Source organism: Sphingomonas flavalba, assembly GCF_004796535.1.
GTDB lineage: Bacteria > Pseudomonadota > Alphaproteobacteria > Sphingomonadales > Sphingomonadaceae > Sphingomonas_L > Sphingomonas_L flavalba.
Map to the genome: position 1 here is coordinate 55,291 of NZ_SPHY01000008.1, position 26,667 is coordinate 81,957.

22 protein-coding genes are annotated in these 26,667 nt (G+C 68.9%); 14 read left to right on the forward strand and 8 right to left on the reverse strand.

Features of this window, described 5'->3' with window-relative positions:
- Positions 1-53 precede the first annotated feature (53 nt).
- Positions 54-1,511, forward strand: a complete 1,458-nt coding sequence (gene pyk, locus E4A53_RS09135; protein ID WP_136162798.1) for a pyruvate kinase — start codon at positions 54-56, stop codon at positions 1,509-1,511.
- A gap of 14 nt (positions 1,512-1,525) precedes the next feature.
- On the opposite strand, the gene E4A53_RS09140 is transcribed toward pyk, so the two are convergent.
- From E4A53_RS09140 to ykgO, 3 genes are read right to left on the reverse strand one after another with little or no spacing between them, the layout of a single operon-like run.
- Positions 1,526-2,221 carry an aspartate/glutamate racemase family protein gene (locus E4A53_RS09140; protein ID WP_136162799.1) on the reverse strand — a complete coding sequence of 232 codons (696 nt, stop codon included), beginning with the start codon at positions 2,219-2,221 and terminating at the stop codon, positions 1,526-1,528.
- A gap of 1 nt (position 2,222) precedes the next feature.
- Positions 2,223-2,840: an HAD family hydrolase gene (locus tag E4A53_RS09145; RefSeq protein WP_206366287.1), complete on the reverse strand. Its 618-nt coding sequence runs from the start codon at positions 2,838-2,840 to the stop codon at positions 2,223-2,225.
- 2 nt (positions 2,841-2,842) lie between these two features.
- The gene (ykgO, locus tag E4A53_RS09150; protein WP_003046794.1) at positions 2,843-2,968 is read right to left on the reverse strand and encodes a type B 50S ribosomal protein L36; all 126 of its coding nucleotides are present in this window, start codon (positions 2,966-2,968) and stop codon (positions 2,843-2,845) included.
- Between the two features lie 160 nt (positions 2,969-3,128).
- On the opposite strand from ykgO, the gene E4A53_RS09155 reads away from it, so the two are divergent.
- The 3 genes from E4A53_RS09155 to gpmA are packed head-to-tail and all read left to right on the forward strand — an operon-like array spanning position 3,129 to position 5,562.
- Positions 3,129-3,722, forward strand: coding sequence for a DUF4136 domain-containing protein (locus E4A53_RS09155; protein ID WP_136162800.1), 594 nt, complete (start codon positions 3,129-3,131; stop codon positions 3,720-3,722).
- Positions 3,719-4,837 carry a M14 family metallopeptidase gene (locus E4A53_RS09160; protein ID WP_136162801.1) on the forward strand — a complete coding sequence of 373 codons (1,119 nt, stop codon included), beginning with the start codon at positions 3,719-3,721 and terminating at the stop codon, positions 4,835-4,837. The genes E4A53_RS09155 and E4A53_RS09160 overlap by 4 nt, the downstream gene beginning before the upstream one ends.
- Positions 4,838-4,872: 35 nt before the next feature.
- Positions 4,873-5,562, forward strand: coding sequence for a 2,3-diphosphoglycerate-dependent phosphoglycerate mutase (gpmA, locus tag E4A53_RS09165; protein WP_136162802.1), 690 nt, complete (start codon positions 4,873-4,875; stop codon positions 5,560-5,562).
- Here gpmA and E4A53_RS09170 read toward each other — a convergent pair.
- Positions 5,546-6,136, reverse strand: a complete 591-nt coding sequence (locus E4A53_RS09170) for a diguanylate cyclase (RefSeq protein ID WP_136162803.1) — start codon at positions 6,134-6,136, stop codon at positions 5,546-5,548. The genes gpmA and E4A53_RS09170 overlap by 17 nt on opposite strands.
- A 194-nt stretch (positions 6,137-6,330) precedes the next feature.
- Between E4A53_RS09170 and purE the strand changes: the two genes are divergently transcribed.
- Positions 6,331-6,819: a 5-(carboxyamino)imidazole ribonucleotide mutase gene (purE, locus tag E4A53_RS09175; RefSeq protein WP_136162804.1), complete on the forward strand. Its 489-nt coding sequence runs from the start codon at positions 6,331-6,333 to the stop codon at positions 6,817-6,819.
- Positions 6,816-7,886 (forward strand): 5-(carboxyamino)imidazole ribonucleotide synthase, encoded by a 1,071-nt coding sequence (locus E4A53_RS09180; RefSeq protein ID WP_136162805.1) that lies wholly within the window; start codon positions 6,816-6,818, stop codon positions 7,884-7,886. Before purE ends, E4A53_RS09180 begins: the two co-directional genes overlap by 4 nt.
- A 64-nt stretch (positions 7,887-7,950) precedes the next feature.
- On the opposite strand, the gene E4A53_RS09185 is transcribed toward E4A53_RS09180, so the two are convergent.
- Both E4A53_RS09185 and E4A53_RS09190 read right to left on the reverse strand, forming a co-directional pair.
- Positions 7,951-8,256, reverse strand: coding sequence for a hypothetical protein (locus E4A53_RS09185; RefSeq protein WP_136162806.1), 306 nt, complete (start codon positions 8,254-8,256; stop codon positions 7,951-7,953).
- Positions 8,257-8,279: 23 nt separating this feature from the next.
- The gene (locus tag E4A53_RS09190) at positions 8,280-11,099 is read right to left on the reverse strand and encodes a M16 family metallopeptidase (RefSeq protein ID WP_136162807.1); all 2,820 of its coding nucleotides are present in this window, start codon (positions 11,097-11,099) and stop codon (positions 8,280-8,282) included.
- Positions 11,100-11,289: 190 nt separating this feature from the next.
- Between E4A53_RS09190 and E4A53_RS09195 the strand changes: the two genes are divergently transcribed.
- From E4A53_RS09195 to clpB, 3 genes are read left to right on the forward strand one after another with little or no spacing between them, the layout of a single operon-like run.
- A complete protein-coding gene (locus E4A53_RS09195) occupies positions 11,290-12,954 on the forward strand; it encodes a M28 family metallopeptidase (RefSeq protein ID WP_136162808.1) in 1,665 nt (554 codons plus the stop codon).
- A gap of 47 nt (positions 12,955-13,001) precedes the next feature.
- Positions 13,002-13,610, forward strand: a complete 609-nt coding sequence (locus E4A53_RS09200) for a TetR/AcrR family transcriptional regulator (protein WP_136162809.1) — start codon at positions 13,002-13,004, stop codon at positions 13,608-13,610.
- A gap of 54 nt (positions 13,611-13,664) precedes the next feature.
- On the forward strand, positions 13,665-16,244 hold the full coding sequence (gene clpB, locus E4A53_RS09205) for an ATP-dependent chaperone ClpB (protein ID WP_136162810.1): 2,580 nt from the start codon (positions 13,665-13,667) through the stop codon (positions 16,242-16,244).
- Here the strand turns inward: clpB and E4A53_RS09210 are convergent.
- A complete protein-coding gene (locus E4A53_RS09210) occupies positions 16,231-16,788 on the reverse strand; it encodes a thiamine phosphate synthase (protein ID WP_168694344.1) in 558 nt (185 codons plus the stop codon). The two genes, clpB and E4A53_RS09210, sit on opposite strands and share 14 nt — an antisense overlap.
- A gap of 21 nt (positions 16,789-16,809) precedes the next feature.
- Here E4A53_RS09210 and E4A53_RS09215 point away from each other — a divergent pair, with 21 nt between their 5' ends.
- The 5 genes from E4A53_RS09215 (at position 16,810) to E4A53_RS09235 (ending at position 23,865) form a co-directional block, all read left to right on the forward strand.
- On the forward strand, positions 16,810-17,475 hold the full coding sequence (locus E4A53_RS09215; RefSeq protein ID WP_136162811.1) for a YggS family pyridoxal phosphate-dependent enzyme: 666 nt from the start codon (positions 16,810-16,812) through the stop codon (positions 17,473-17,475).
- A complete protein-coding gene (locus tag E4A53_RS09220) occupies positions 17,475-18,146 on the forward strand; it encodes an HAD family hydrolase (protein WP_136162812.1) in 672 nt (223 codons plus the stop codon). Before E4A53_RS09215 ends, E4A53_RS09220 begins: the two co-directional genes overlap by 1 nt.
- A gap of 203 nt (positions 18,147-18,349) precedes the next feature.
- The gene (gene infC / locus E4A53_RS09225; RefSeq protein WP_136162813.1) at positions 18,350-18,883 is read left to right on the forward strand and encodes a translation initiation factor IF-3; all 534 of its coding nucleotides are present in this window, start codon (positions 18,350-18,352) and stop codon (positions 18,881-18,883) included.
- 331 nt (positions 18,884-19,214) lie between these two features.
- Entirely contained in the window at positions 19,215-21,971 is a 2,757-nt protein-coding gene (locus E4A53_RS09230; RefSeq protein WP_136162814.1) for a TonB-dependent receptor, read from the forward strand.
- A 91-nt stretch (positions 21,972-22,062) separates the two neighbouring features.
- A complete protein-coding gene (locus E4A53_RS09235) occupies positions 22,063-23,865 on the forward strand; it encodes a cation:proton antiporter (protein WP_239018224.1) in 1,803 nt (600 codons plus the stop codon).
- Positions 23,866-23,874: 9 nt separating this feature from the next.
- On the opposite strand, the gene E4A53_RS09240 is transcribed toward E4A53_RS09235, so the two are convergent.
- Positions 23,875-26,634 carry a [protein-PII] uridylyltransferase gene (locus E4A53_RS09240; protein ID WP_136162815.1) on the reverse strand — a complete coding sequence of 920 codons (2,760 nt, stop codon included), beginning with the start codon at positions 26,632-26,634 and terminating at the stop codon, positions 23,875-23,877.
- Between the last annotated feature and the right edge of the window lie 33 nt (positions 26,635-26,667).

Consider the following 26,667-nt stretch of genomic DNA (forward strand, 5'->3'; position numbering starts at 1 on the left):
CTGACGCGGAAAGACGCTAAGCCCGCGCGTGGATTGAGGAACGGGCGAAGCCGATGACTGCCAGCATACCCCCGCGCGGACGCAAGGTGCGCATCCTGGCCACGCTTGGCCCGGCCAGCAGCAGCCCGGAGATGATCGAGGCGCTGTTCCGCGCCGGCGCCGATGCCTTCCGCGTCAACATGAGCCACGGCGCCCAGGCGGGCCACGCCGAGACCATCGCCCATATCCGCGCGCTGGAAAAGCAGTTCGGCCGCCCGTCGACGATCCTCGCCGACCTGCAGGGGCCCAAGCTCCGCGTCGGCGCCTTCGCGGACGGGTCGGCGGCGCTCGCCACCGGCGCCGCCTTCGCGCTGGACCACGACGCGGCGCCCGGCGACGCCGCGCGCGTCCAGCTACCCCATCGCGAGGTATTCGCCGTGCTCGAACCGGGCACCCGCCTGCTGCTCGACGACGGCAAGCTGGTGCTGCGCGTCCTGTCGCGCACCGCCGAGCGGATCGAAACGCGGGTTGAGGTCGGCGGCACGCTGTCGAATAACAAGGGCGTCAACATCCCCGACGTCGTCGTGCCGCTGGCGGCGCTGACCGAAAAGGACCGCTCCGATCTCGCCTTCGCCCTCGACCAGCATGTCGACTGGGTCGCGCTCAGCTTCGTCCAGCGGCCGGAGGACGTGGCGGAGGCGCGGCGGCTGATCGGCGGGCGGGCCGCGCTGCTCGCCAAGATCGAGAAGCCGGCGGCGGTCGACCGGCTCGAGGCGATCCTGGAACTGGCCGACGCGGTGATGGTCGCGCGCGGCGACCTGGGTGTCGAGCTGCCGCCCTACGAGCTGCCGCCGCTGCAGAAGCGCATCGTCGAAACGGCGCGGCGGATGGGCCGGCCGGTCGTCGTCGCCACCCAGATGCTCGAATCGATGATCCAGGCGCCGACGCCGACCCGCGCCGAGGTGTCGGACGTGGCGACCGCGATCTACGACGGCGCCGACGCGGTGATGTTGTCGGCGGAAAGCGCCGCCGGCGCCTGGCCGCGCGAATCGGTGGCGATGATGGATTCGATCGCGATCGCGGTCGAGGGTGATCCCGGCTACGCCGCCCGCATCCATTTTACCGAGACCCGGCCGGACCCGACCACCGCCGATGCGCTGTCGGAGGCTGCAGGCGTCATCGCGCGCACGGTGTCGGCCAGCGCGATCATCTGCTTCACGGTCAGCGGCTCGACCGCGCGGCGAATTGCCCGAGAGCGGCCGATGGTACCGCTGCTGGTACTGACGCCAAAGCTGGAGACGGCGCGGCGACTCGGCTTGCTCTGGGGCGCCCATGCCGTCCGCACCCGCGACATCGGCTCGTTCGAGGAAATGGTCGCCAAGGCGAAGCGGATGGCGCTGCGCCACGGCCTCGCCGCCGCCGGCGACAGCGTCGTCGTCATCGCCGGTGTGCCGTTCGGGACACCGGGTTCGACCAACGTCCTCCACGTCGTCCGAATCGTTGGAGACGAGCTGAAGGGCTATCGTAGCTGACCGCCCGCCGGCGTTCAGCCGGTTAGCGCGAAATCGACGGCGGCCTGCGCGTGGAGCGCGGTGGTGTCAAACAGCGGCACGGCGCTGTCCTGCGGGCCGACCAGCAGCATGATTTCGGTGCAGCCGAGGATGATCGCCTCCGCGCCCCGGTCGGCCAGCCGGGCGATGACGCCGCGACAGGCGGCGCGCGATTCGGGCCGGATCGTGCCAGCGACCAGTTCGTCGTAGATGATCCGGTGGACGGTGGCGCGGTCGGTCGCATCGGGCACCATCACCTCCAGCCCGTGCCGTTCGGTCAGCCTGCCCTTGTAGAAATCCTGCTCCATCGTGAAGGCGGTGCCAAGCAGGCCGACCCGCCGCAGCCCGGCGGCGCGGATATGTTCCGCCGTCGGGTCGGCGATATGGAGCAGCGGGACGGCGACCGCCCCTTCCACCGCCGGCGCCATCCGGTGCATGGTGTTGGTGCAGATCAACAGCGCGTCGGCACCCGCTGTTTCGAGCCGCCGGGCGGCGTCGACCATCCGCGCGGTCAACCCGTCCCAGTCGCCCTCGTGCTGCAGCGCCTCGATCTCGGCGAAGTCGAACGACCAGAGCAGGCAACGGGCCGAGGCGGTCGGGCCGCGTCGGGCGCGCACGCCCCGGTTGAGCAGCCGGTAATATTCCGCCGAGCTTTCCCAGCTCATCCCGCCGATCAGGCCGATCATCCGCATGCTAGAGCAGTCCGAGCGCGGTCAATTCCGCGCGTAGCGCCGTAGCATCGGTGAAATGGTGGCCGCGCATGCCGACGCTCTGCGCACCGGCGACATTGTCGGCGCGATCGTCGACGAACAGCGCATCCGCTGCCTCCACACCGAACCGCGCGAGCGCGAGGCGATAGATCGCCGGATCGGGCTTCACCAGCTTCTCGTCGCCGGAAACGACTATGCCGCGGAACCGGTCGAACAGCGCCGCCTCGCGCTGGCGAAACGGTATCCAGAATTCGCCGGAGAAATTGGTGATCGCGAACAGAGGCACGCGGCGCGCATCCAGTTCCTCGACCAGCGCGATCATCCCGGGCACGGGCGGCCCGAGGCTGTCGTTGAAGCGCGGGCCCCATAGCGCGATCAGCGCGGCATGTTCGGGAAAGCGCGCGGTCAGCTCCGCCCGCGTTTCGGCGAACGGGCGGCCGGCGTCGTGCTGGAAATGCCATTCCGGGGTGACGACGTCGCGCAGAAACGCGGCGAGCGCCCGATCGTCGGCGATCAGGCGCTCGTAGAGAAACCGTGGGTCCCAGGTGAACAGGACGTTGCCGACATCGAGGATGACGGCCAGGCTGCCCTGCCCGGACAAATTCAGCCCTGGCGGGCCTTGAACCGCCGGTTGGTCTTGTTGATGACGTAGGTGCGCCCGCGCCGGCGAATGACGCGGTTGTCGCGGTGCCGGTCCTTCAAGGACTTGAGCGAGTTGCGGATCTTCATTTTCGGCTCGAATCTGGCTGGAAATTTGAGCGGCCCGCCTATCGGTCGGGGCACGCCAAGTCAAGGTCGCGCCGCCGGGCGGACAAACGAATCCTTGCGCCCTGTTCCGGCTACGATACGTTGCGCTCAGTGTACCACCGTATCGTAGTCGGAGTTCGCCATGCGCTCGTTCCGCTCGCTCCTTCCGCTTTTCCCGCTCCTGGCGCTCGGCGCCTGCGCGACCGGGCCTTCCCCGGTCGAAGCCACCCGCTTCCACCTGAACCAGGCGCTCGAACGCGGTAGCGCGATGGTCGAGCCGGTCGCCGGCGGCGACGCCAACAGCCTTGAGTTCCGCACCTATGCGGGCGCGGTGCAGCGCGAATTGCAGCGGGTCGGCTATGTCCCGGCCGAACGGCTGGGCACCAGCCTGTTCGTCGCCGTCCTCTCCATAGAGCGCGACAGCCGCGAAGGCCCGCCGCGCCGCTCGCCAGTGTCGATCGGCCTGGGCGGCGGCACCGGCGGCTATCGGGGCGGCGTTGGCGGCGGGATCAGCTTCGGCCTCGGCAAGAAAGGCGGCGGCGTCATCGTCGGCACCCGCCTGTCGGTGCAGCTGAAGCGCCGGGCCGACCAGACCGTGGTCTGGGAAGGCCGCGCCGAGACCGATGCACAGGAAGGCTCGGCGGGCGCCCAGCCGGCGACCACCGCGGCGCGTCTGGCCGAGGCACTGTTCAGGGACTTTCCGGGAGAGTCGGGGCGCACTATCAGGGTGAAATGACTCTCAGCATCACCAGCCGCTTCGACAGCGGCAATATTCGCGTCCTCACCCTTACCGACAGCGGCGCCGACCTGGAAATCGTCACCGACCATCAGTCCGATTTCTACCAGTGGTTCCATTTCCGCGTCGCCGGGGCGGCAGGGCGGCCGATCACACTGCGCATCGTCAACTGCGCCGGTTCCGCCTATCCGCTCGGCTGGCCCGGCTATCGGGCGCGGGTCAGCGAGGATCGAGAGACTTGGACGCTCGCCGAAACAACCTATGCCGACGATGTCCTGACCATCCGCCACACCCCCGCCGGCAACGCGCTGTGGATCGCCTATTTCGCACCCTATTCGATGGAGCGCCATTACGATCTGGTCGCACGGATGGCGGCGCTGCCCGGCGTCCGTCAGCGCGAGCTGGCCCGCACCCTCGACGGCCGGCCGCTCGATTGCCTGACGCTGGGCGACGGGCCGAAACCGGTCTGGCTCTATGCCCGCCAACACCCCGGCGAATCGATGGCGGAATGGTGGATGGAAGGCGCGCTGGAAAAGCTGACCGACCCGGCCGACGCCACCGCGCGATTGTTGCGTGAGAAGGCGACGTTTCACATCGTCCCCAACATGAACCCGGACGGCAGTGCCCGCGGCCATCTGCGCACCAACGCCGCCGGGGTGAACCTGAACCGCGAATGGCACGCGCCGACGGCGGAGTGCAGCCCGGAAGTGCTGGCGGTCCGCAACGCGATGGACGAAACCGGCGTCGCCTTCGCGATCGACGTGCATGGCGACGAGGCGATCGCCGCCAATTTCGTCGCCGGTTTCGAGGGGATACCGTCGTTCGACCCGACCAAGGCCGCGCTCTACGCCCGGTTCCGCGAGACGCTAGCCGCCCGCACCCCCGATTTCCAGCTGGAGAAGGGCTATGTCGTCGCGGCCGCCGGCCAGGCCAATCTGTCGATGTCGACCAACCAGCTCGCCGAGCGCTTCGGCGCGGTGTCGATGACGCTGGAAATGCCGTTCAAGGACCATGACGACAATGCGGATCCGGTCCATGGCTGGTCGCCGGCGCGCTGCAAGACGCTGGCCCATGCCTGCCTCGACAATCTCGCGGCGATGATCGACGCGCTCTGACTGTTTTCAACAACGACGAAGGATCTCGACCGTTCATGCCCACCCTCGTGCTCATCCGCCACGGTCAGTCCGCCTGGAATTTGGAGAATCGCTTCACCGGCTGGTGGGACGTCGACCTGACCGACCAGGGCGTGGCGGAAGCGCGCGCGGCCGGCGAGCTGCTGGCGGCGCGCGGGCTGGATTTCGACCAGTGCTTCACCAGCGTCCAGACCCGGGCGATCAAGACGCTGAACCTGGCGCTGGAGGCGATGGGCCGGCTGTGGCTGCCGGTGGAGAAGGACTGGCGGCTGAACGAACGGCACTATGGCGGGCTGACCGGCCTCGACAAGGCGGAGACGGCGGCGAAGCACGGTGACGAGCAGGTCAGGATCTGGCGGCGCAGCTTCGACGTGCCGCCGCCGCCGATGGAAGCGGGCGGCCGGTGGGATCTGAGCAGCGACCGTCGCTATGCGGGCGTCGCGGTGCCGGCGACCGAAAGCCTGAAGGACACGATCGCGCGGGTGCTGCCCTATTGGGACAGCCGCGTCGCGCCGGCGCTGAAGGCCGGGCAGCGGGTGCTGATCTCCGCCCACGGCAATTCGCTGCGCGCGCTGGTCAAGCATCTGTCGGCGATTCCGGACGCGGAGATCACCGGCCTCGAAATCCCCACCGGCCAGCCGATCGTCTACGAGCTGGACGACGCGCTCACCGCCGTCGACCGCTATTATCTCAACGAGAGAGCCTGACCTCGCGACGGCTGCCGTACATGTCGCAATCGGCGCGGGCGAGGGCCGACGTCGCCTCGTCATGGTCCTCCGGCAGGATCGGCGCCATGCCGATCGACACCGCGACGGCGATCGAATCGAGCGGGTTTCCGGCGATCGCGGCGCAAAGCGCCAGCGCCTTCTCGCGCGCCGCTTCCGCGTCCACCCGCTCCAGCAGCACGCCGAACTCGTCGCCGCCGATCCGCGCGACCATGTCGGTGGCGCGGACGCGCTCGCGCAGGATCCGCGCGACATGGACGAGAACCCGGTCGCCGGTCGAATGGCCGTAGGTGTCGTTGATCGCCTTCAGCCCGTCGACATCGATGAACAGCACCGCCGCGCTGTGGCCGTAGCGGGATACCTGCCGCGCCACCCGCTGCAATTCGCGCAGGAAGCAGCGGCGGTTGGCGAGCGGAGTCAGCGTGTCGGTGTCGGCGATCTGCTCAAGCTCGGCGACTCGCTCGACCAGCTGGGCGACCGCCATGCGCAAGGTGGTGTTCTCCGCCTCCAGCGCTTCGGCGTCCGTGGTCCGGTTGTCATTCACGCTGCGCGCCATGCCTGATGCTCCCTGGACCCCCCTTTCGTGGCGAGGCTTATAAGCGGCCGCCGGGGATTTCTATAGTATAAGAGCGACATTGTTGCGCCGGCACCGCGCCAAACCGGGACTCGCCATTGCCAGCGCGGCGGAGCGACAGTAAAACGCGCCGCTTCGCCGCCCGGCGTGCCGCCGGGCCGCTAAGAGGGGCAGCAATGGCAGACGCGGCGCCGGTGGTCGGCATCATCATGGGCAGCCGATCCGACTGGGAAACCATGCGGCACGCCGCCGACATCCTGGCCGCGCTCGGCATTCCGCACGAAACCCGGGTGGTATCCGCCCACCGCACCCCCGACCGCCTCTACGCTTACGCGAAGGGCGCGGCCGGGCGCGGGCTGCAAGCGATCATCGCCGGTGCCGGCGGCGCCGCCCATCTGCCCGGCATGGCGGCGGCGATGACGCGGCTGCCGGTGCTTGGCGTGCCGGTCGAATCGAAGGCGCTGAGCGGCCTCGACAGCCTGTTGTCGATCGTCCAGATGCCCGGCGGCGTGCCGGTTGCGACATTCGCCATCGGCCGGCCCGGCGCGATCAACGCCGCGCTGTTCGCCGCCGCGCTGCTCGCCAATGCCGACCCGGCGCTCGCCGGCCGGCTGGACGCATGGCGCGCGCGCCAGACGGCTGATGTCGCGGAGTCGCCCGAATGAGCCCGATCCCACCGGGTGCGACGATCGGCATATTGGGGGGCGGGCAACTGGGGCGGATGCTGGCGATGGCGGCGGCCGACCTCGGCTATCGCAGCCACATCTACGCACCGGAGGCCAGCGGCCCGGCCGGCGACGTGTCGGCGCGCTGGACCCAGGGTGCCTGGGACGACGAAGACGCGCTCGTCGCCTTCGCCCGCACGGTCGATGTCGTCACCTACGAATTCGAGAACGTGCCGGTCGGCGCGGTGACCGCGATTGCGCCGCACTGCCCGGTCAGGCCCGGCGCGCAGGCGCTGGAGGTGGCGCAGGACCGGCTGGCGGAAAAGCGGTTCGCCCGCGACCATGACGCACTGACCGCGCCGTTCGCGCCGGTCGACAGCCGCGCCGCGCTGGACGAGGCGCTCGTCGCGATCGGCGCACCGGCGATCCTCAAGACCCGCCGCTTCGGCTATGACGGCAAGGGGCAGGCGCGGCTCGCCAGCGCCGGCGACGCCGCGGCGGCGTGGCAGGCGATCGGCAACCGCCCGGCGATCCTCGAAGGCTTCGTCCGCTTCGACCAGGAATTCTCGGTGCTGGTCGCGCGCGGCACCGACGGCGCAACTTGCTCGTGGGACGTACCGCAGAACCGGCACGAAGCCGGGATACTGGCGCAGTCGACGGTGCCGGCCGACGGCCACATAGCCGAACAGGCGGAGGCGGCGATCGCCATCGCCACCCGCCTTGCCGCGGCGCTCGACTATGTTGGGGTGCTGGCGGTCGAGTTCTTCGCCGGGCCGGACGGGCCGGTGTTCAACGAAATGGCGCCGCGCGTCCACAACAGCGGCCACTGGACGATCGAGGGCGCGATCACCTCGCAGTTCGAGAACCACATCCGCGCGGTCTGCGGCCTGCCGCTCGGCAGCACCGCCCTCGCCGCCCGCCGGGTGGAGATGCGCAACCTGCTCGGCGACGAGGCGGCCGACTGGCCAGCGCTGCTCGCCGATCCGGCGCTCCACCTCCACCTCTACGGCAAGGGCGCGGCCCGCCCCGGCCGCAAGATGGGCCACACCACCCGGCTGTTCTTCTGAAAAGCTGAAGAAGCGTTCGGTCCGGGAGGCGGCGCCTGGCTTTGAAGGCGCCGCCGAACCCGGCCTACGCCTTGCGGGTTCCGCTCATCGGCGACGTGCCGAACGCGCCGGCGGTGACGCCGCCGGTCAGCGTATCGCCGTCGATCGTCGCCGTGCATTCCAGCGTCATCGGCAGCGGCACCTTCATGTCCATCTTCCAGGTCAGGGTGTTGCCCTCATATGTGCCGTCGAGCACCGCCAGCGCACCGAGCGCGCCGGCATTGTCGCCGGTCCAGGTGCCGTCCGGCGCAGTCTTGACCGTCAGCACCGACTTCTGGTCGCCAAGCGGCGATTTCGTAACGCAATCCCATTCGCCATCCAGTCCGGCCATGCCTGTAACTCCCTTGGTGCTTGCTACTTTGCCGCCAACACCTCGACGGGCAGGCCGAGGCTGTCAAGCTGCGGCCTGACCGTCTTGGCGTCACCGACGACCAGCCAGACGAAATGCCGCGGATCGATCGCCGCCCGGATCGCCTTGTCCATCGCCGCCGCGTCGAGCGCGCGGTAGCGCCCGGCCAGCGTCGAATAATAATCGTCCGGGCGCTTGAACAACGCATTATACTGCATGCCCGCCAGCACCGCCGCGCCGGTTTCGAAGCTGCTCGGCAACTGGCGGACCAGCCCTTCGATGGTGCGGTCGCGCTCGGTCGTGGTCACCCCCTTGTCGGTCAGGAAGGCGGCGATGTTCTGGCGCAGCGCGGCGATCGCCGGCCCGGTCTTGTCCGCCTGCACCGGCGCCGACACCCGGTAGGGCACCGGCCCGGCCAGCCGGTCGAACCGGCCGGACACGCCGTAGGACCAGCCCTTCGTCTCGCGCAGGTCCATGTTGAGCCGCGACAGAAAATTGTCGCCCAGCACCGCGCTCGCCGCCTGCACAGCGACGATGTCGTCGCTGCCGGTCAGCGCGGTTACCTCACCGCCGACGATATAGGATTGCGGCGAATCAGGCCGATCGATCAGCACGATGCGCTCGCGTGGCGCCGGCACCGGCACCGCGAAATTCTTGGTGCCGGGCGCCCCTTCGCCGTGCCAGTCGGCGAATTGCGCGTCGAGCGCCGCGCGCACCTCGTCGAGCGGCCGGTCGCTGACCACGAACAGCGTCGCCTTGTCCGGGCGGATCCAGGCGCGGTGGAACCCGACCAACTCGGCGCGGGTCAGCGTTTTGACCGCCGCCGGGTCGCCGCTGCCGCCCGGCTTGCCATAGGGATGGTCGGCGCCGAACAGCAACGGCGGCAGCGCGCGCGCCGCCAGCCCGGCCGGGCTGGTCATCTCAGCCGCGATCGCAGCCAGTTGCTGGTCGCGCAGCCGGTCCACCTCGGCCGGGCGGAAGGCGGGGTTGCGGACGACGTCGGCGAACAGCGCGACCGCCGGCGCCAGGTTGGCCGACAGCGTGCTGAGGGTGACGGCGGTGTTGTCCAGCGACGCGCCGGTGTCGATGCTGGCGCCCAGCCGCTCCTGCGCCTCGGCGATCGCGATCGAATCACGGCTGGTCGTGCCTTCCTCCATCAGCGCCAGCGCCAGCGTCTGGGTCCCGCGCCGGCCGGCCGGGTCGGCGGCGGCGCCGGCGTCGAAGCTCAGCACCATGCGGGTCACCGGCACCGCGTCGCGCTGGGCATAGACGATCGGGATGCCGTTGGAGAGTCGGGCGCGGCTGACCGTCGGAAAGGTGAAGTCGGTCACCGGCGCCACCGGCGGCAAGGTCGATCGGTCGACGGCGGTGGCGGCGGTGGCGGGGCCGCCGACACCGTCCGGCCCGCGATAGAAGCGCGGCCCCGGCCCGGTGGCCGCGCCCGCCTCCTGATAGGCGTCGCGCGGGCCGGGGACGACGCTCAGCGCATAGACCGGCCGGTTCAGCCAGCGGCCGAGCGCGGCGCGCACCTGTTCGGGTGTCGCTGCGGCATAGGCGGCCAGATCGCGCTGATACTGGTCGGCCGTGCCGGAATAGAGCAGCCCCTCGGCCAGCGTCGCGCCCTTGCCGGAAAAGCCGCCGACATTTTCCAGCCCGGCGACGCTGCCGGCGACCGCGCGCATCGCGGTGCGCTGCACCTCGTCGGCGCTCGGCCCGTTGGCGACCAGATCGGCGATCAGCGCGTCGAGCCGCCGGCCGACCAGCGCCGGGTCGACCCCGGGCTTGACGTCGGCCTGGACGGTAAACCAGCCCATCTGCGCGAATTGCTCAACATAAGCGCTGACCGCGACCGCCAGCTTCTCCTCGCGGACCAGCGCGTTGTCGAGCCGCGAGCTGGCCAGCCCGCCCAGCACCGTCGCGCCGATACCAAGCGGCACCGCGTCGGGGTCGTTCAGCCCCGGCACCGTCCATACCCGGTACAGCCGGGTGTTGGCGACGCGGTCCTTCATCGTCTCGGCGACCGGCTTCGGCAGGGTCGGCACCGTCACCGCGATCGGCCCCTGCTGCGGCCCACGTGGGATGTCGCCGAAATATTTCTCGACCAGCGGCCGCGCCGTCGCGGCGTCGATATCGCCGGCGAGCACCAGTATCGCGTTGTTCGGCCCGTAATGCTGACGGAACCAGCCCTTCACATCGTCGAGGCTGGCGGCGTCCAGGTCCGCCATCGATCCGATCGTCGAATGGCCATAGGGGTGGCCGGCCGGCACGGTGCCGGCGATCTTGGCATATTCGACCAGCCCGAACGGCTGGTTGTCGCCCTGCCGCTTCTCGTTCTGGACGACGCCGCGCTGGGCGTCGAGCTTCTCCTGGCTGACCGCGCCGAGCAGGTGGCCCATTCGGTCGGATTCCATGAACAGCGCCAGATCGAGCGCGCCGGTCGGCACCGTCTCGACGTAATTGGTGCGATCGAACCAGGTCGATCCGTTGGTCGGGGTCGATCCGGCTGCGACCAACGGCTCGTCGAAATTCGGCACATTCTCCGACCCGCCGAACATCAGATGCTCGAACAGATGGGCGAAGCCGGTGCGCCCGCTCGGCTCGTGCTTCGACCCGACGTCGTAATAGACGGTGACGCCGACGATCGGCGCCTTGCGATCGGTATGGACCAGCACCCGCAACCCGTTGGCCAGGGTGAACTGCTCGTGCGGAATGGCGACATCGCCGATCAGCGCGGCCAGCGGCGCCGGCCTGTCGGCCTGGGTAAAGGCCGGGGTTGCGGCGGTGCCGAGCGTCAGCGCGGCCAGCAGCAGGGTGAAACGGCGCATTCGGACAACCTCTCGAACGATCAAGCCGCTACTCTTAGCCAAGGCACCGGGCGGCGCAATCGAGTGGCGGTAGCCGGCCCGCTTTTACCCCGCGCCGGCGATGGATCGACGAACCCGCTTGCCGCGCGCTATCGTCGTCGCCAATGTCGAGGCTTCCCGCCCGACGGGCGGAAAAAGAGGATATATATTCATGGGATACAGCCGTTCGCTGGCCGCCGGCCTGCTGGCCTGCGCTGCCGTCGCTGCTACCGCGCAGACCCCGCCGCCAGCCGCGGCGCCGTTCTCCGCGGAAGGGGTGCGCGCCCATGTCGCCTTCCTGTCCGACGACCTGCTGGAGGGGCGCGACCTCGGCAGCGCCGGGCACGAGATCGCCGCGCGCTACGTCGCCACCCGGTTCGAGGCGATGGGCCTGAAGCCGGCGGGCGACAACGGCGACTGGTATCAGCGCATCACCTTTCAGCGCAGCGTCCCCGGCGCCACCCCCGGCACGGTCACGATCACCGGGCCGGCCGGCGAAAGGCAGTGGACGCACGCGACCGACGTGCTGGTCAGCGTCGACGTGCCCGACCCCAACTACGCCATTTCGGCGCCGCTGGTGTTCGTCGGCTACGGCATCGAGGACAAGGTCGCCGGGATCGACGATTATCGCGGCCTCGACGTGAAGGGGAAGATCGTCGTCACCCTGTCCGGCTACCCCAAGGGCATGCCGAGCGAGATCGGCGCCCATCTGTCCGCCAGCAAGACCGAAGCCGCCGCCCGCCATGGCGCGATCGGCTGGCTCAGCATCGCGACCCTGCAGGCGGCGAAGACCCGGCCCTGGGCGCAGCGCGTCCGCTTCGCCAGCAACCCGAGCGTCACCTGGGTCGGCCCGGACGGCAAGCCGTTCGACAGCAGCTACGGCATGAAGGGCGGCGCCCTGCTCAACGCGCCGGTGGCCGAAGCGGTGTTCGCCGGCGCCCCGAAAAGCCTGAAGGCCGTATTGGCCGAGGCCGACAAGGCCGGCGGCCGGCCGAAAGGTTTCGCACTGAAAACCAGCGCGCGGGTCACCCAGAGCGCGACGGTGACACGGGTCACCAGTCCCAATGTCGCGGCAGTCCTGCCGGGGTCCGATCCGGCACTCGCCGGGCAGTATGTCGTGCTGTCGGCGCATCTCGATCATATCGGCGTCTCCCCGGCCAAACCGGGCGACACGGCGGAAACCGACAGGATCAACAACGGCGCGCTCGACAACGCCGCCGGCATCGCGACGATGCTGGAAGTCGCCCGCGCCGCCGCCGAAGCGCAGGACGAGCCCCGCCGCTCGATCCTGTTCCTCGCCTCGACCGGCGAGGAGAAGGGGCTGCTCGGCGCCGACTATTTCGCCCGCCACCCGACGGTGCCGGCGGCGAGCATCGTCGGCAATGTCGACCTCGACATGCCGCTGCTGCTCTATCCGTTCACCGACGTCGTCGCCTTCGGTGCCGATCATTCGACGCTGGGGCCGCTCGTCGCCGGGGCGGTCGCGCCGATGGGCCTCGCCCTCGCCCCCGATCCGATGCCGGAGGAGAGCATCTTCGTGCGCTCCGACCACTATATGTTCGTCAAGCAGGGGGTGCCGGCGGTGTTCCTCGCCACCGGCTTCGCCAATGGCGGCGGCGAGCAATGGCGCAAGTTCCTGTCCGGCAACTACCACAATCGCGGCGACGACATGCAGCAGCCGATCGACTGGGAAGCCGGCGCCCGCTTCGCCGAGGCCAATTACCGAATCACCCGCGCGATGGCCGATGCCGACACGGTGCCGCTCTGGTACCAGGGCGATTATTTCGGCGCGGTGTTCGCGCCGGGCCAGCCCAAGGCGCCGCCGGCGGCCAAGTAGGCGGGCGGTCCTTGCCGGTGTAGTCTGAACAATGTATAGATGAAGCGATGGACGGAGAGGACAAAGCCGTTGGGGATCGGGATGCCGATGCGCTGGCGCGGGACCGCTACCACCATGGTGACCTGCACGCGGCGCTGATCCGCGCGACCGAGGAGATCATCGCCGAGCGCGGGGTCGAGGGTTTTTCCCTGCGCGAGGCAGCGCGCCGCGCCGGCGTGTCGGCGGCGGCGCCGGCCCATCACTTCGGCGACGCGCGCGGCCTGCTTACCGCGGTCGCCGTCCATGCCTTCAACGCCCTTGCCGATGTCACGCGGGCGGCGACGGCCGGAATCGCCGACCCGGTCGAGAAGCGGTTGGCGATGGGCCAGGCCTATATCCGCTACGCCCTGACCCAGCGCGCCCGCTTCGACCTGATGTTCCGCAAGAATCTGCTCGACCGCGACGACCCGGCGCTGAAGGAGGCGGGCGAACGCTGCTTCGCCGTCGTCGTCGAGGCGATCGGCGGCGACCCCGAGACCGATCCGCGGACGGAAGCGCGGGTCATAGCCTGCTGGGCGCTGGCGCATGGCCTCGCCCGGCTGAAGCTCGACGGCGCACTGATCGAGAATGGCGACCCGGATTTCGTGCCGATGGTCCTTAAAACCCTTTCAGTCTAATCTTGTGTTGCGTTTAGGCAACACCATATCGCTGGCCTGTCGAAGGGGAGTTGCATGAACCTCGAGAAATTCACCGACCGCGCCAAGGGTTTTCTCCAGTCGGCGCAGACCGTCGCGATCCGCATGAACCATCAGCGGATCAGCCCCGAGCATCTGCTGAAGGCGTTGCTTGAGGACAAGGAGGGCATGGCCTCCGGCCTGATCCGCGCCGCTGGCGGCGTGCCAGACACCGCGCTGCGCGACACCGATGCCGCGCTGGCCAAGGTGCCGGCGGTGTCCGGCGGCGGCGCGCAACAGACGCCAGGGCTGGACAATGACGCGGTCCGCGTTCTCGACCAGGCCGAACAGGTCGCCGACAAGGCGGGCGATTCCTACGTCACCGTCGAACGCCTGCTGCTCGCGCTGGTGTTGGCGACGACGACCGCCGCCGGCAAGGCGCTGGCGGCGGCGGGGGTCAAGGCGGACGGGCTGAACGCCGCGATCAACAGCCTGCGCGGCGGCCGCACCGCCGACACCCAGTCGGCCGAGGACCGTTACGACGCCCTGAAGAAATTCGCCCGCGACCTGACCGAGGCGGCGCGCGACGGCAAGCTCGACCCGGTTATTGGCCGCGACGAGGAAATCCGCCGTACCGTCCAGATCCTGGCGCGGCGGACCAAGAACAACCCGGTGCTGATCGGCGAGCCCGGCGTCGGCAAGACCGCGATCGCCGAGGGGCTGGCGCTGCGCATCGTCAACGGCGACGTGCCCGACACGCTGAAGGACCGGCGGCTGATGGCGCTCGACATGGGCGCGCTGATCGCCGGCGCCAAATATCGCGGCGAGTTCGAGGAACGGCTGAAAGGCGTGCTCGACGAGGTCAAGGCCGCCGAGGGCGAAGTCATCCTGTTCATCGACGAGATGCACACGCTGATCGGCGCCGGCAAGTCGGAAGGGGCGATGGATGCGTCCAACCTGCTGAAGCCAGCGCTGGCGCGCGGCGAGCTGCACTGCATCGGCGCAACGACGCTCGACGAATACCGAAAGCATGTCGAAAAGGACGCCGCTCTCCAGCGCCGCTTTCAGCCGGTGTTCGTCGGCGAACCGACGGTGGAGGATACGATTTCCATCCTGCGCGGGCTGAAGGAAAAATACGAGCTTCACCACGGCGTCCGCATCACCGACGGCGCGATCGTCGCCGCGGCGACGCTGTCCAACCGCTACATCACCGACCGCTTCCTGCCCGACAAGGCGATCGACCTGATGGACGAGGCCGCGTCGCGGCTGCGCATGGAAGTGGAATCGAAGCCGGAGGAGATCGAGGGGCTCGACCGCCGGATCATCCAGCTGAAGATCGAGCGCGAGGCGCTGAAGAAGGAAAGCGACGCCGCCTCGAAGGACCGGCTGGCGAAGCTGGAGCAGGAACTGGCCGGGCTGGAGGAACAGTCGGCCGCGCTCACCACCCGCTGGCAGGCGGAAAAGGAGAAGATCGCTGGCGAGGCCAAGATCAAGGAACAGCTCGACGGCGCCCGCCAACAGCTTGAGCAGGCCCAGCGTTCCGGCGACCTCGCCAGGGCGGGGGAGCTATCCTACGGCGTCATCCCGGCGCTGGAAAAGCAGATCGCCGACGCCGCTCAGGCGACCGCTGGCGCGATGCTGCGCGAGGAAGTAACCGGCGACGACATCGCCTCGGTCGTCAGCCGCTGGACCGGCATTCCGGTCGACCGGATGCTGGAGGGCGAGCGCGAGAAGCTGCTGCAGATGGAACAGCAGATCGGCAGGCGGGTGATCGGGCAGGAAGATGCGGTCAAGGCGGTCTCCGCCGCCGTCCGCCGCGCCCGCGCCGGCCTGCAGGACCCGAACCGGCCGCTCGGCAGCTTCCTGTTTTTGGGCCCGACCGGCGTCGGCAAGACCGAGCTGACCAAGGCGCTCGCCGAATTCCTGTTCGACGACCCGAACGCGATGGTCCGCATCGACATGAGCGAGTTCATGGAGAAGCACAGCGTCGCCCGGCTGATCGGTGCCCCGCCCGGCTATGTCGGTTACGAGGAAGGCGGCGTGCTGACCGAGGCGGTCCGCCGCCGTCCTTATCAGGTCATCCTGTTCGACGAGGTGGAGAAAGCGCACGGCGATGTGTTCAACATCCTGCTCCAGGTGCTCGACGACGGGCGGCTGACCGACGGGCAGGGCCGCACCGTCGACTTCGCCAACACGCTGATCATCCTGACCTCCAACCTTGGCAGCCAGGTGCTGGCGGCGATGCCGGACGATCAGCCGCTAAGCGAGGTGGAACCGCAGGTGATGGACATCGTCCGCGCCCATTTCCGCCCGGAATTCCTGAACCGGCTGGACGAGATCATCCTGTTCCACCGGCTAGCGCAGGCGCATATGGGGCCGATCGTCGACATTCAGGTGGCGCGCGTCCAGAAACTTCTGGCCGACCGCAAGGTGACGCTGGCGCTGACCGACGGCGCCCGCGCCTGGCTCGGCCGCGTCGGCTACGATCCGGTCTACGGCGCCCGGCCGCTGAAGCGGGCGGTGCAGAAATATCTGCAGGACCCGCTCGCCGACCTGATCCTGAAGGGCGAGGTCAAGGACGGGGCAACCGTCCATGTCGACGAAGGCGACGGCAAGCTGCTGCTCAGCGCCGGCTGACGCCCGCGGCATCCGCCGCCGCCCAGGCGTCGATCGCCGCCCAGCCATGGATGCCGAGCGGCGCTAGCGCCCGCGCGCGGCGGGCGTCCATGCCGCCCAGCGCGACGACCGGCACCGGCAGGTCGCGGATCATCAGGCCCAGCCGCGCCGGGCCGAGCGCTCGCGCACCGGGATGCGACCGGGTCGGGTGGACCGGTGAGGCGAACAGCAGCACCGCGCCGGCGCGGATCGCGGCGATCGCCTCGCGCCGGCTGTGGGCGGGGGCGGTGTGCGGCCGCCCGGCCTTGCCGCCGCCATGGACCAGCCCGCGCCAGCCCGGCGGCACCGCCCCGCCGGCGACCAGCACCAGGCCCCGGCGCCGGGCAATTGCCGCCAGCCGGGCGAACAACGCCCGCCGTTCCGCCGCCGGCGTACGGTAATGGCGGAACACGATGCCGGCGCCGCGCGGCAGCCGGGCGATCGCCGTCCACAGCCGGTCGCCCAGCCGTTCGTCGGTCATCAGCCACAGGCGGGGCAGGGCGGCGGCGGGCTGGCGGGGACGCATCCGCCTTCCTATAGCACCGCCATGACCGCAGACGACCCCGCCGCCAGGCTTGCCGAAACCCACGCGCGCATCGCCCGCGCCGCCGCCACCGCCAACCGCCCCACCGACACGGTGACGCTGGTCGCCGTGTCGAAAACCCATGCCGCCGCCGCGATCCGCCCGCTGATCGCCGCCGGCCAGCGCGTATTCGGCGAGAACCGGGTGCAGGAAGCGCGGGCGAAATGGCCGGAACTGCGCGAAGAGACGCCGGACATCGCTCTCCATCTCGTCGGCCAGTTGCAATCTAACAAGGCGGAGGACGCGGTCGCGCTGTTCGACGCGATCCATTCGCTCGACCGCCCGTCGCTGGTGACCGCGCTGGCGAAGGCGATGGACCGCGCCGGCCGCCGGCCGCCCCTGTTCGTCCAGGTCAATATAGGCGCTGAGGATCAGAAGGGCGGCTGCGCTATAGCCGAGCTGCCCGCCTTGCTCGCCAGCGCGAAAGCGGCGGCGCTGCCGGTCGTCGGGCTGATGTGCGTGCCGCCGCTGAAGCTTGAGCCGGCCCCGTATTTCGCGCTGCTCGCCAAGCTGGCGCGCGACAATGGCCTGGCCGGGCTCAGCATGGGCATGTCCAGCGACTATGAGACGGCGGTGACGCTGGGTGCCACCCACGTCCGCGTCGGCACCGCCCTGTTCGGCGCGCGCTGATGGCCGCTGCCGGACTGATCCTCGATTTCGACGGGGTGCTGGTCGAAAGCGAATATGAGGGCAACCGCCATCTCGCCGAACTGCTGACGGCGCTCGGCCATCCGACCGGCGTCGATCAGGCGATGACCCGCTTCATGGGGCTGAGCGGCACCGCCTTCCATGCCGCGATCGAGACATGGATCGGCGGGCCGATCCCGCCGCGCTTCCACGCGCTGCGCGATGCGGAGGATGCGCGGGTGCTGGCACGAGGCGTGCCGCCGGTCGCTGGCGCCGCTGCGTTCGTGCGCGGCCTGCCGCCCGGTCTGCCGCGCGCGATCGCGTCGTCGAGCTCCACGGCATGGATTACCGCCCATCTCGCTCATGTCGGGCTGGCCGACGCGTTCGACCCGGCGCTGATCTTCAGCGGGCGCGAACATGTCGCGCGCGGCAAGCCGGCCCCCGACATCTACCTGCTGGCGGCGCGGGCACTGGGCGTGCCAATCGCGCGGACGGTGATCGTCGAGGATTCGCCGGTCGGCGTCACCGGCGCCGCCGCTTCCGGGGGGATCGTCGTCGGTCTCACCGCCGGCCGGCATTGCGGGCCGGGGCATGCCGATCTGCTGCGCGGACTCGGCGCCCGGCATGTCGCGGCCGATTTCGCCGCCGTCGCGCGGATCGTCGCGGATGCCTAGCCTCGCGCAGCCCCGTCCCGCTCCCGCGCGAGCAGCAGCCCGAAACGCAGGCGCTCCAGTCCCAGCTCACCGGGAATGGCTCGGCGAGCGTGTAGAATTGCCGCACCTTGCGACAAAGATGTCGCGCCGCCTTCCCATTCGGCGCCGGAGGCATTAGATTGCGCGCCGCTCACCACTAGGGAGATCAGGTTATACGTCCTCCAATGACGCGGCGCCCCCTGGCGCCGATGCCGGCCAACGGGCCGCGCTTCAACGAATTCATCACCGTGCCCAAGGTACGCGTGATCGACGAGAATGGCGAAAATCTGGGCGTGATGTTCACGCGCGAGGCGATCGAGCAGGCAGCCGAAGTCGGGCTTGACCTGGTGGAAGTGTCGCCCAACGCCGACCCGCCCGTCGCCAAGTTCCTCGATGTCGGCAAATTCAAGTACGAGGCGCAGAAAAAGGCGAACCTCGCCCGCAAGTCGCAGAAGACGCAGGAGATCAAGGAGATCAAGATGCGTCCGAACATCGACGATCACGATTACGACACCAAGATGAAGAAGATCATCGAGTTCATCACCGACGGCGACAAGGTGAAGGTGACGCTGCGCTTTCGCGGCCGCGAACTGAGCCACGGCCAGCTCGGCATGCAACTGCTCCAGCGCGTTCAGGGCGACACCGACGAAATCGCCAAGGTCGAGGCCCACCCGCGCATGGAAGGGCGCCAGATGCTGATGGTGCTGGCACCGCGATAGGGCGGGCCGCCAGCCGTCCAATTCCGGGTTGACAGCGGCGACGCACACCGGCCCTTTTCATATCCTGCCGCCGTGGTGCGTTGAAATGCGTAGGGAAAACCGGTTCCCGCTGGCCGCGCCGACAGTCACGGATGAAACTGCGCAAGCATAGGTTGTTGATCGTGTCGAAACCGCGATCCGTGGATGCCGTAGCGTCAATCCGCTTTACTGTGGCAATAACAGCGCACTTTCGCGCAAACCCCGGATTCCCGCCGTTTGGCGGATGTTTCTTTGGCAACAGCGCGCTATTCTGAAGGCACAGACACGAATGTGCGGTTGGATGGAGAGTGCTATGCCCAAATCTGGTTGGATGCTCACGGTCGCCTGCGCAGCACTCGCCGCGCCGGCCCTCGCGCAACAGCCCGCGCCGGAGCCGGATAGCGGTGCCGACATCATCGTCACCGCTCAGGGCCGCGCCCAGCAGCTTCAGGACGTGCCCGTAGCGATCTCCGCGGTCTCCGCCGAAACGCTGCAGAACAGCGGCGCCAACGATATCCGCCAGTTGAACCAGGTGGCGCCGTCGCTGCTGGTGTCGTCGACGGGCAGCGAGGCCAACGGCTCCGCCCGCATCCGCGGCATCGGCACGGTCGGCGACAATCCCGGCCTTGAAAGCTCGGTCGCGGTGTTCATCGACGGCGTCTACCGCTCCCGCTCCGGCATCGGCCTGAATGAGTTGGGTGAGATCGAGCGGGTCGAGGTGCTGCGCGGGCCGCAGGGCACGCTCGGCGGCCGCAACGCATCGGCGGGCATGCTCAGCATCGTCAGCAAGAAGCCCAGCTTCTCGTTCGGCGCCACCGCCGAGGCGACCTACGGCAATTACGACTATTACCGCCTGGGCGGCAGCGTTACCGGCCCGCTCGGCGAAACGATCGCCGCGCGGCTGGACGGCGTCTACGTGAAGCGCGACGGTTTCTACAAGGATGTCGTCAACGACACCCGGGTCAACAACCGCGACCGCTACTTCCTGCGCGGCCAGTTGCTGTTCGAACCGTCCAGCGACATCAGCTTCCGGCTGATCGGCGACTATTCGAAGCGCGACGAGGCCTGTTGCGCCGCCGCCTTCGTCCGTTCGGCGGAACAGCCGTCGGTCGGCGGGCTGCTTGACCCGGCGCAGAACAACATCATTCGCGTGATGCATGATCTCGGCCAGAACATGGCCGCCTTCACCGCCAATCCCTACGACCGCAACATCTACGTGTCGCAGGGTCGCAGCTACGCCGGCAAGACGCAGGACTGGGGCGTGTCGGGCGAGTTGAACTGGGATTTCGGCGGCGCCCGGCTGGTGTCGATCACCGGCTATCGCAACTACGCGTCCGACCAGGGGTCCGATACCGACTACAGCCAGGTCGACATTCTGTACCGCGATCCGGGCAAGGACGCGTATAATCGCGAGTTCAAGACATTCAGCCAGGAATTGCGACTGCAGGGTTCGGCGTTCAACGACCGGCTCGACTGGCTGGTCGGCGGCTATTATGCCAACGAGACGCTCGACCTGACCGAAAATATGAAGTTTGGCCGCGACTATGGGCGCTTCGCCACCTGCCGCGTCGTTACCGGCAGCCCGCTCGCCGCCTTCTACGATCCGACGGCGACCGGCTGCATCAGCGCCACCGGCCGCGGCTTCCTGGTCTCGGCCCTGCCCGGCGCGCTCGGCCCGGTGGCCGGGCCAGCGGTGCTGGCCGGCTTCGACCGGCTCGACGCGGTGCGCGAAGTCGGCGGGAACAACGACCTTTATCGGCAGAAGAGCAACAACTTCGCCATCTTCACCCACAACATCATCCACCTGTCCGACCGCATCGATCTGACCCTCGGCGCGCGCTGGACGACGGAAAAGAAGCGGTTCAACGCCACCTTCAACAACAACAACACCTTTTGCCCGGCGCAGCAGGCGGCGATGGGGCCGTTCCTCGCCAACGCCGCGCTGGCGCCGATCGCCGGCGCGCTGATCGCGCTGACCTGCCAGGGCAATTCGAGCAGCGAGATCAACGGCGTTACCGTCAACGACAAGCGCAGCGAGGACCAGTTGACCGGCACCGCGATCCTGTCGTGGAAGGTAACCGACAACGCCCTCGTCTACGCAAGCTATGCGCGCGGCTACAAGGCGGGCGGTTTCAACCTCGATCGCTCGGCGATGAAGGATCCGCTGCTGCCGTTCGGCGGCGCCGCCGGGGCCCAGGCGCTGGTCGGCAACCTCCAGTTCGATGCGGAAAAGGTCAACGCCTACGAAATCGGCGGAAAATTCTCGTTCGGCCGGTTCACCTTCAACCTCGCCGCCTTCCGCCAGCAATTCTCGAACTTCCAGCTGAACACGTTCAACGGCTCGGTGTTCATCGTCCAGAACGTCAACGGCTGCGGTGCCGACCTGGCCGGCGGCGACCGCGACCAGAACAAATTCAGTAATGCACCCAATTATATCGCGCCGACGGCGACCGACCGCAGCCCTGCCAATACCACCGGCGCCTGCGCGGCCGGCGATGTCGGCTACGGCGTCGTCTCGCAGGGCGTCGAGCTGGAAGCGGTGATGAGCCCGTCGCCCTATCTGCAGGTCGCGGCCGGCCTGACCTATGCCGACACCCACTACCGCAACAACCTGGTCGGCAACGGCAGCGGTGCGCCGCTGGATCAGGCGCTGCGAATGCTGCCGGGCGAGCGGCTGTCGAACGCGCCGGCGGTGGTCGCCACCGGCTCCTTCACCTGGACCCCGCCGATCGGCAATTCCGGCCTGTCGGGCCTGGTCTATTTCGACACCCGCATGACCAGCGACTACAATACCGGGTCGGACCTGTTCCCGCAAAAGGGGCAGGACGGCTACGCGCTGGTCAACGGCCGCATCGGCATCCGCGGCCCGAACGAGGGCTGGGCGATCGAGGTCTGGGGCCAGAACCTGTTCAACAAGAACTATGCCCAGGTGGCGTTCAACGCGCCGTTCCAGGAAGGCGCGACAGGCGCGCCTTATACCGATCCGGGCTATCCGGGCGGGCGGCAGATATTCTCTGCCTTCCTGGCGGAACCGCGCACCTATGGCGTTACCGTCCGCGGCAAATTCTGACCGGATGCACACAGCGCCGGCCCGCTTCGTGATCGCGAAGTGGGCCGGTTTCGTTTGTGCCCGGCCGCCTGCCTTGCCATAGCGCCGGGCCATGCTGTTCGAGTCCCTGATCGTGAAGATCGCGCTGATCGGCGTGCTCGGCATCGGCGCGCAATGGCTGGCGTGGCGGATCGGCAAGCCGGCGATCGGGCTGATGCTGATCGCCGGCTTCCTGGCCGGGCCGGTCAGCGCGCTCGTCGTGCCGGGCGGTATCATCAACCCCAACCGCGATTTCGGCCTCCTGATGGGGCCGATCATCAAGCTGGCGGTCGCCGTGATTCTGTTCGAAGGCGGGCTGAGCCTCAATTTCCGCGATTTGCGGCTGGCCGGCGGCCCGGTGCTGCGCCTGACCATCCTCGGCGTGCCGATCGGCTGGGCGCTGGGCACGGCGGCGGCCTATTACGGCGCCGGGCTGTCGCTGCCGGTCTCGGCGCTGTTCGGCGGGATCATGGTGGTCACCGGGCCGACGGTGATCGGGCCGCTGCTCCGCACGCTGCGGGTGCCGGCGCGGGTCCGCAACACGCTGAAATGGGAAGGGATCGTCAACGACCCGATCGGCGCGCTGCTCGCCGTCGCGATCTACGCCTATGTTACCTATCAGGGGCCGGACGTTGGCATCCTGCCGATCACCGCGGACGTCGCGGCGGCCAGCCTCGTCGCCGGCTTCACCGGCGCGGGGCTTGGCTTCGGGCTGACCTGGCTGTTCCGCCACGGGCTGATCCCGGAATATCTGAAGGTGCCGGTGGTGCTGGTCACCGTCATCGCCGGCTTCGTCGCGATGGACGTGATGAAGCACGAGACCGGGCTGATCACCGTCACCATCATGGGCGTCGTCATCGCCAACCAGCCGCTGCTCTCCGGCCACGCCCTGCGCCGGTTCAAGGAGGATCTGGCGGTCCTGCTCGTCTCCGGCGTGTTCATCCTGATGCCGGCGACGCTGGACTGGGGCGTGGTCAGCGCGTTCAAGGCGCGCTTCCTGGTGTTCCTCATCCTGCTGCTGTTCGTCGTCCGGCCGCTGACCGTGCTGATCAGCCTGCTCGGTTCGTCGATGCCGTGGCGAGAGCGGCTGTTCATCGCCTGGATCGCGCCGCGCGGCGTCGTCGCGGTGGCGATCACCGGCCTGTTCGCGATCCGGATGACCGAATTCGGCGTGCCGGATGCCAACGCGCTGATACCGCTCAGCTTCGGCGTCGTTGTCGCGACGATCATCGCCCACGGCTTTTCCGCCAAATGGGTGGCGCAGCGGCTGGGCATCTGGTCGTCGGAGCGCGACGGGGTGATGATCGTCGGCGCCAATGACTGGACGATAGAACTCGGCGCGACGCTGCAGGCCGCCGGCATCCCGGTGACCATCGCCGATCCCAGCAAATTCGCGCTGCGCGCCGCCCGCAAGCGCGACCTCGCCGTCTATCGCGGCGACATTCTGGACGAGGTGACGCAGGATCATCTCGACCTCGGCCAGTATCAGCTATTGATCGCCGCAACCGACAACGACGCCTACAATGCACTGATCTCGGCCGATCTCGGCCCGGAACTGGGGCCGGACAAGATCGTCCGCGTCGCCCCCAACCCGGACGCGGCGATCAAGGGCCGGGGCCGGGCGCTGCTCGAAAGCGGCGCGCCGATCGACGAACTGCTCAACCGCCAGGCCGCCGGCTGGGGCTTCACCCGCACCAAGCTGACCGAGAAATTCGGCTACGCCGCCTATCGCAAGAATCTGGCTGGCGGCGGCGAGCCGGTGCTGCTGCTGAAGGACGAGCAGCGCCTGCTGCCCTTCGCCTCGAACACCGGGGTAACGGCGGAGGCCGGTGACACCGTCATTGCCTATCTCGCCCCGGCATCTGCATCGACATAGCCCCCCGGGTCAGGCGGCCGCCTCGCGCGGCTGCGGCGCGGCGCCGGCCGCCGCCTCGACCAGCCGCTTCTCCAGCGCCTTCAGCCGCGCCGGCGCGGTGATCTTGTCGCCGATCAGGTCGGTCAGGTAGAATGTATCGACCGCGCGCTCGCCATAGGTGGCGACATGGGCGGAATGGATCGTCGCCTTCGACTGGAACAGCGCGTGGGCGAGGCCGTTGAGCAGCGCCGGCCGGTCGGCGGCGTTGACCTCGACCACGGTGTAGCGGTTCGACGCCTTGTTATCGATGAACACACTCGGCTCGATGCGGAACGCCTCGGCGCGGGTGCGGGCAAGCGGCTTGGCCGCCAGCCGGTCGGCCAGCCGGTGGCGGTTGGCCAGCGCGTCCTCGATGCCGGCGCGCAGCCGCTCCAGCCGGTCGGTATCGTCGAACGGCCGGCCAAGCGGATCCTGGACCAGGAAATTGTCGAGCGCCATGCCGTCGCGGGTGGTGTGGATGCGCGCATCGATGACGCTGCCGCCGGCCAGATGGATCGCCCCGGCGATCCGGTAGAACAGCCCGGGATGGTCGCTGGCGTATACGGTGACCAGCGTCGCCCCGCGCTCCGGGTAGACCTGGGCCGAAATCGACAGTGGCCGCTCGCCCGCCTCGGCGATGTGGTGGGCGTTGCGGGCGAGCACGTCGATCGGTTCGGCGATCCAGTAGCTTTCGGGCAGCCGCTCGACCAGTTCGGCGAAGGCCGCCGCGTCCCAGCCGAGCAGCGCCTGCAGGTCGGCCTGTTTGGCGGCCACCCGTTCCTTGCGCCCGGTCTGCTTGTGGCCGAGGCGCAGCACCTCCTCCGCCGCTTCGTACAGGTCGGTCAGCAACTGGCGCTTCCAGCCGTTCCACACGCCGGGGCCGACGGCACGGATGTCAACGACGGTCAGCACCAGCAGCAGGCGAAGCCGTTCCGGGCTCTTCACCACCTCGGCGAAGTCGAGGATCGTCTTGAAATCGGCGAGGTCGCGCTTGAACGCCGTCGCCGACATCAGCAGGTGGTGGCGGACCAGCCAGGCGACCATCTCGGTTTCCGCCGCGGTCAGGCCGAAGCGCGGGCACAGCCGCATCGCCACCTCGGCACCCAGCACGCTGTGGTCGCCGCCCCGGCCCTTGGCGATGTCGTGGAGCAGCACCGCGACATACAGCGCGCGGCGCGACACCAACTGGCGCATGATCGCCTGCGAATGCGGGTGGTCGGCGCTCAACCGGCCATGCTCGATCTGCGACAGCAGGCCGATCGCCCGGATCGAATGCTCGTCGACGGTGTAGTGGTGATACATGTCGAACTGCATCTGCGCGATGACGCGGCCGAAATCGGGCACGAAGCGGCCGAACACCCCGGCCTCGTTCATCCAGCGCAATACCGTTTCAGGGTCGCGCGGAGAGGTCAGCACGTCGAGGAACAGCACGTTGGCACGCGGGTCGCGACGGACGGCGCCGTCGATCAGCCCGGCATCGCGGCCGGCGGCGCGCATCGCCAGCGGGTGGATTTCCAGCCCGTGCTTGTCGGCCAGCGCGAACATCTCGATCAGGCGGACCGGGTCGGCGGCGAAGAAATCGTCGGCCGGCAGCGCCAGCCGGCCGCGGTCGAGCTTGAAGCCTTTCAACCGGCTCGGCCGCCGGCTGATCGACGGCAAGCCGAACCGCCGGCCCCGCGCCGCGAAACTGTCGTCGAGATGGGCGAGGAACAGCCCGGTCAGGTCACCGACCTTCTTCGCCTCCAGGAAATAATGGCGCATGAAGCGCTCGACCGGGGTCGCGCCAGGGCGGTTGGCATAGCGCATCCGCTCGGCGATCTCGCGCTGAACGTCGAAGGTCAGACGCTCCTCGGCCCGTCCGGTGATCAGGTGCAGGTGGCAGCGCACCGCCCACAGGAAATTCTCGGCGGTCTGGAACTGGCGCAGTTCGGTTTGGGTCAGCAGCCCCTTGTCGACCAGCTCGGCGACAGTGCGGACGCGGTAGACATATTTGCCGATCCAGAACAGCGTATGCAGGTCGCGCAGCCCGCCCTTGCCCTCCTTGATGTTCGGCTCGACGACATAGCGGCTGTCGCCCAGCCGCTTGTGGCGCGCGTTGCGCTCGGCCAGCTTCTCGGTGATGAAGGCGCGGGCGGTGCCCGCCGTCACCTCCTGGTCGAAACGGGCGGACGCCTCGTCGTACAGCGCCTCGTCGCCCCACACATACCGCCCTTCGAGCAGGGCGGTGCGGATCGTCAGGTCACTATTGGCCATCCGCACCATCTCATCCAGCGAACGGCTGGAATGGCCGACCTTCAGTCCCAGGTCCCACAGCGTGTAGAGCATCGCCTCGATGACCTGCTCGGTCCATCCGGTCTGCTTCCACGGCGTCAGGAAGGCGATGTCGACGTCGGAAAACGGCGCCATCTCGCCCCGGCCATAGCCGCCGACCGCGACCAGCGTCAGCCGCTCGGCAGCGGTCGGGTTGTTGATCGGATAAAGCCGGCCGGTGGTGAAATCATAGATCAGGCGCAGCAACTGGTCGATCAGGAAGGCCTGGCCCGCCGCCGCCTCGCTGCCGCGCGACGGGTGCTCGGCCAGCCGGCCGGCGATTTCGGCCCGTCCGGCGTCGAGCGCACCGCGCAGGACCGCCACCGCCTGCGCGCGCAGCCGCGCCGTGTTGTCGCCGTCGAGCGCGGCCAGCGCATCGGCTACCGCCCGACGGTCGACGATCGCGCGGCGATTGGGCAGGGTGTCGATGCGGGCGGCCATGCCGCCGATGTAAGCGGCCGGGCGGGAGATAGG